4 protein-coding genes are annotated in these 5,935 nt (G+C 72.2%); all 4 read left to right on the top strand.

Annotated elements, in window-relative coordinates; translation table 11 throughout:
• Positions 1-446 precede the first annotated feature (446 nt).
• Positions 447-1,070 (top strand): response regulator transcription factor, encoded by a 624-nt coding sequence (locus GA0115259_RS27005; RefSeq protein ID WP_093601866.1) that lies wholly within the window; start codon positions 447-449, stop codon positions 1,068-1,070.
• Positions 1,067-1,789, top strand: coding sequence for a helix-turn-helix transcriptional regulator (locus tag GA0115259_RS27000; protein WP_256098154.1), 723 nt, complete (start codon positions 1,067-1,069; stop codon positions 1,787-1,789). The genes GA0115259_RS27005 and GA0115259_RS27000 overlap by 4 nt, the downstream gene beginning before the upstream one ends.
• A gap of 252 nt (positions 1,790-2,041) precedes the next feature.
• Positions 2,042-5,290, top strand: a complete 3,249-nt coding sequence (locus GA0115259_RS26995; protein WP_093601864.1) for a non-ribosomal peptide synthetase — start codon at positions 2,042-2,044, stop codon at positions 5,288-5,290.
• Positions 5,291-5,388: 98 nt separating this feature from the next.
• Positions 5,389-5,935: aminotransferase class III-fold pyridoxal phosphate-dependent enzyme (locus GA0115259_RS26990; RefSeq protein WP_141716701.1), on the top strand; the 547-nt coding region annotated here is incomplete at its 3' end.

Here is a 5,935-nt window from a genome sequence, read left to right as displayed (position 1 = left end):
GTCCGGCGGGCCCAGCCGCTCGCGCAGCGTCAGGCCGTACGCCCACCAGCGGCGGGAGAGTCCCGAGGCGGTGGCGGAGGTGGGGGCGGAGGAGGTCACATCGGCAACATTGGCAGAACCGAACGTGGGCGGCATGGGGACGGATCCCCTATATTCCGCGCGCCGATTACCCACTCTCCGCTCCGCGTCCCCCACCCACCGCTCCCGGCACGGAAACCGCCCGCTCACCGGTCCGGGTACGGGCGGCGCACGCGCCACGCGGCCGGAGCCGGGCGCGTACGGACCGTTCGGTGGCCATGCCGGGTGACGCGCCGGTCGCGGCGCCTTTCCGAGGGCGTGTCCAGGCATTCCCGTAAATACGGGGGACCGCCACCGATGTGACGGGCTCCTGGGCGCGCCGAAGGTGTGTATCGAGCCACCCACCGCACGGAGAAGAGGAGTACCCCATGGGTGAACCGATGCCTGTCAGTGTGGTCGCACTGGACCCGGTGCTGGAGGCGGGCGCCAGGAGCGCCCTGCACAGCAGCCCGGATGTCGCCCTGGTGCTGTCGCGTGAAGCGGCCCAGGTGACCGTTCTGATGGTGGACCAGGTGGCCCACCAGACGATGGACATGATCAGGGCCGTCCGGAGCGAGCCGCACCGGCCGGAAGTGGTGTTGGTGGCCACCGATCTGACTCCGGCCGAGGCGCTGCATGCCATCGCGGCAGGCGCCCGAGGGCTGCTGCGGCGCCGTGAGGCGAGCGCCGACCGGCTGGTGCGTACCGTCCTCACCGCCGCAGGCGGCGACAGCACGGTGCCGCCCGATCTCCTCGACCGGCTGCTGGAGCAGAGCGCCGACGCGTCCGGCGGGAGAGCGGCGAGACCGCATATCGCGGGCTGGGGGCTCGACGACCGGGAACGCGCGGTGCTGCGGCTGGTCGCCGACGGCCGTGAGACGGGCGAGATCGCCAAGGAGCTGAGCTACTCGACGCGGACGGTGACCACGGTGATGCGCGACATCACCCAGCGGTTCCGGCTCCGCAACCGCGCCCACGCGGTGGCCTACGCGCTGCGGGCGGGTCTGCTGTGAGCGCGCCCACGGTGGCGGCCCCACCGCTGACGTCCGAACTGCGCCTGCTCCTGAGAGGCATACCGGCACCCGACGCTCCCGGTCCGCTACCGCTCCCGCTCCCGCTCCACCGGGACCGTCTGCGCGTCTACCTCTGCGCGCCGGGCCCGGCCCTCGGCGAACCGGTCGCCGCGGCACTGCGCCGCGCCGGGATCGAGCGCGCTCCGGCACCCTCGCCGGAGGTGGTCCTGGTGGCCGCCGCGCGCACGGTGGACGAGGCGCTCGACGCGGGCCCGGCCCTCGATCGCCCGGGCGGCCGGCGTCTGCTGGTCGTCGCCGACACCTTCACGGCCGCCGGTGTGCTGCGCGGTGTACGGGCCGGAGCCCTGGCCATGCTCCAGTCGTCGGAGGCGAGCCCGGCCCGGCTGGCGGCCGGAGTGCGCTCCGCCTACCACGGCGAGGGCCGGCTGCCGTCCGGTGTGCTGGTACGGCTGCTCAGCGGCGGCGCCGAGCAGTACGCGCCGGAACCGGGAGATCCCGTCGCCGTACCGCCCTTGACGGCGCGTCAGACAAGAGTGCTCGCGCTGGTCGCGGAAGGACACGGCAACGCGGCCATCGCCCGTAGCCTCGCGTGCTCGCAGCACACGGTGAAGAACGTCATCTACGACCTGATGGCCCGGCTCCAGGTACGCACCCGGGCCCACGCGGTGGCGTACGGCGTCCGTACCGGTCTGATCTGAGCGGTCCGGATCCGAGCCGGTCGTCGGGCGGTGCGGCTCGCGCGTCTGGGCCGGCGGTGCGTCGGTGCGGCTCGCGCGACCGAGCGTGCCCGCTCTCCGCGCCCGGCGCACAGAGACATAAGCGCAGCAAGCCAGGCGGCGGACCGCTGCCACTCCTTCCCTGTTGCCGCGCCCGGCGCGGCAAGCAAGCTCTCGCTGTGCCACCACGGCCACCACGGACGTGGCAGACATCCCGACCCATGGAGGCAGCCGGTGGACCACGCTGACAGCCGCTCAGCCGACGGCACCCGGACCACGTCCCGGACCACTTCGTTCTCGCAGCAGCGGCTGTGGTTCCTCGACCAGCTCCGGCCCGGCTCCGCGGACCATCTCCTCCCGCTCGCTCTGCGGCTCCGCGGCGAACTGGACGTACCCGCCCTCACCGGCGCCTTCGCCGATGTCGTCGCCCGCCACGAGGTACTTCGCACCCGCTATCTCCCGGCCGACGGCGAGCCCGTGCCCGAGGTAGTCGCCGAGGCGCCGGTCCCGCTCGACCGTATCGATCTCACCGAAGTCCCGGACGAGGAACGGGAGGAGCGGCTCCGCTCGGTCGTGGAGCGTGAACTGCGCCGTCCGCTCGATCTGTCGGCCGCGCCCGCACTACGGCTCACACTGGCCCGAATGGCGCCCGGCGACCATCTCCTGCTGGTGGTGGTGCACCACATCGCCTTCGACTTCACCTCCTGGGGCGTTCTCACCCGGGAACTCGCCGCGTACTACCGGGAGCGCACCTCGGGCGAGCCCGCCGCACTGCCGGAACTGCCCTTCCAGTACGCCGACTTCGCGGCCCGCCAGCGTGAACTGCTCTCCGGGATTAGCCTGTCCGGCCGGACCGGCTACTGGCGCACCCGGCTCGACGGCCTCGCGCCGCTCGAACTGCCCACCGACCGCCCCCGTCCCGAGGTCTGGCGCGGCGATGCCGCGATGACCCGGTTCCGGCTTCCCGCCGAACTGGTGAGCGCGGTCGACGCGTTCGCCCGGTCCCGGCGCGCCACCCGCTTCATGGTGCTGCTCGCGGCCTTCCAGGCGCTGCTCGGCCGCTACACGGGACAGACCGATCTCGCCGTCGGCACACCGGTCGCCGGGCGGAGCGGGCCCGGACTCCAGCGGCTGATCGGGCTCTTCGTCAACACCGTGGTGCTCCGCACCGATTTGTCGGGAGGCCCGACATTCGGTGAACTGGTGCGCCGCGTACGGGACACCACGCTCGCCGACTTCTCCCACGCCGACGCTCCGTTCGAGCACATCGTCGCCGAACTCACTCCTGAACGCGATCTGTCCCGCAATCCGCTCTTCCAGGTCTCCTTCCTGCTGCTCGGCGGCGAGGCAGAGCAGCCGGAACTGCCGGGCGTGGACACGGAGTTGGTGTCCACGCCCGCCACCGGCACGCCGTTCGACCTGGTGCTGGATCTGATGGGCAGCCCGGAAGGACATCTCTCCGGGCGGATGCAGTACGCCACCGCGCTGTTCGACGCCGATACGATGCGCCATCTCGCCGACGGCTACGCGCAGTTGCTGCGCGGTGTGCTCGCCGCCCCGGACGCGCCGCTGGCCGAGACCACCCGGAGCGTCTCCGCGCTGCCCGCCAAGGAGCGGCGCCGGCTGCTCGCCCATGGCGCGGGCGACATACGGCCCGTACCGGAACTGACCATGGCGGGACTGTTCGAGCGCCAGGCCGCGGCCACGCCCGACGCGCTCGCCGTACGGGGGGCGGACACCGAGCTGACGTACTCCGCGCTCGACGCACGGGCCAACCGGCTCGCGCACCTGCTGCGGGAGCTCGGCGCCGGTCCCGGCAGTCCCGTCGGTGTCCATCTCGCACGCGGCGCCGGGCTCGCCGTGGCGCTGCTCGCCGTGTTCAAGGCGGGCGCGGTGTACCAGCCGCTCGATCCGCTGCACCCGGACGCGCGGCTGGCCCGTCTCGTCGCCGACACCGGCGCACGACTGGTGATCACCGAGAAGGCGCTCGCCGGGCGGCTCGCCGGCACGGGCGTACGGACGGTGCTGCTGGACCGGGACCGTGACGATCAGGAGATCGACGCCCGGCCCTCGACACGCCCGGACCGGCCGGCCCGCCCGCACGAGCAGGCGTACATCTTCCACACCTCGGGCTCCACCGGTACGCCCAAGGGCGTCATGATCCCGCACCGCGCGCTGACCAACTTCCTGCTGTCCCTGCCGCACCGGCTCGGTCTGGGACCAGGGATGCCGGTCATGGCCGTGACCACTCTCTCCTTCGATCCGTCCCTGCTGGAGCTGTGCCTGCCGCTGATCACCGGCGCACAGGTGGTGATGGCGGACCCGGAGCAGGCCAGGGATCCGCAGCGGCTGATCCGTCTGATGGACGCCGTACGTCCCGCCGTGCTCCAGGCCACGCCCGTCGTCCTGCGGATACTGACCGACACGGGCTGGTCGCCGCCGCCCGCGCTGACCGTGCTCTCCGGCGGCGAGAAGATCCTTCCCGGCCTTGTCCGGGCACTCACCGCCCACGGCGCCCGTGTCTGGGATCTGTACGGGCCGACGGAGACGACCGTATGGGCGACCATGGCGCGGCTCGGCCCGGACGGGCGGGTACGGGACTGGGCCGCCCTGGACAACTGCACCGTACGGCTGCTCGATGAGCGGCTGGAGCCGGTGCCGGCCGGTGCCACAGGGCAGATCCATATCGGTGGCGCGTCCGTCGGATGGGGCTACCACGACCGGCCGGAGCAGACGGCGGAGGTGTTCCTGCCCGATCCGTACGCCACCCGGCCCGGCGGACGGCTCTATGCCACCGGGGATCTCGGGCGGCTGCGGCCGGACGGATCGCTGGAGATCCTCGGCCGCGCCGACCATCAGGTGAAGATCCACGGCCATCGGATGGAGCCCGGCGAGATCGAGGCCGCCCTGCTGTCCTTCACCGCGATCGGCGCGGCCGTCGTCCACCCGACTGCGGACGCCTCCGGCGAACCGCGCCTCACCGCCTATCTGGTGGCCCGCGAGGACCACTTGGTCCCGGGCCCCGACGAACTGCGCGAGCGGCTGCTGACGACTCTGCCCGACTACATGGTCCCGGCATCCTTCATGGTCCTCGACGAACTGCCCACCACCGTCACCGGAAAGGTCGACCGCAAGGCGCTTCCGCTGCCCGACGCACCGTCACCCGGCGTACAGAGCACGGACGTTGGACATCTGCCGCCGCGCACACCGGAGGAGAAGACCATCGCCGATGTCTGGCGGACGGTCCTCGGGACGCCGGAGGTCGGCGCCCACGACGACTTCTTCCGGCTCGGCGGACACTCCCTGCTCGCCACCCGGGTCTCCGTACGGCTGCGAGGTGTGCTCGGTATCGACGTACCGGTGCGGGCCCTGTTCGACCATACGACCGTCGCCGCCCTCGCCGCCGCCCTGGACGGTTACCCACGGGTGTCGGCCGACAGTGCCGCGCCGGTGCTCACCGCCCGGCGCAGGGCGGGCCGCTGAGCGACACCACGACCCGCCGCCGGGTAGTGCCCACGGGCAGCGCCCGGAGCAGCGCCCACGGGCCGGCCGCCGCACCATCCGAAGCCGAGAGGACCCACATGACGACCACCGTCCCACTCCACCAGCCGCTCGACCACACCGACCGTCCCGTGCCTTCCGTACCTCCCGTGTCTCCAGTACCTCCTGATGTTTCTGTCTTCGAGGAGCTGGAGTCCGAGGTCCGGCTCTACTGCCGTACCTTCCCCGTGGTCTTCTCGCGGGCCAAGGGCGCCGAACTGCACACCGAGGACGGCCGTACCTTCATCGACTTCTTCTGCGGTGCGGGCAGTCTGAACTACGGGCACAACAACGACTTCATCAAGCACCGGCTGGCCGACTATCTCGCCTCCGACGGCATCATGCACGGCCTGGACATGCATACCGTCGCCAAGCGCGAGTTCCTGGCCCGCTTCGCCGAACTCGTGCTGCGCCCGCGCGGTCTGGACTACAAGGTGCAGTTCGCCGGGCCCACCGGCACCGACGCCGTGGAGGCCGCGCTCAAACTGGCCCGCAAGGCGACCGGACGCACCGGGCTCATCGCCTTCTCCGGCGCGTACCACGGTATGTCCCGCGGCTCCCTCGCGGTCACCGGCAGCCGCCGCGCCC

It is taken from the genome of Streptomyces sp. MnatMP-M17, from assembly GCF_900091995.1.
Lineage (GTDB): Bacteria > Actinomycetota > Actinomycetes > Streptomycetales > Streptomycetaceae > Streptomyces.
This window is presented reverse-complemented; position numbering and strand designations above follow the sequence as displayed.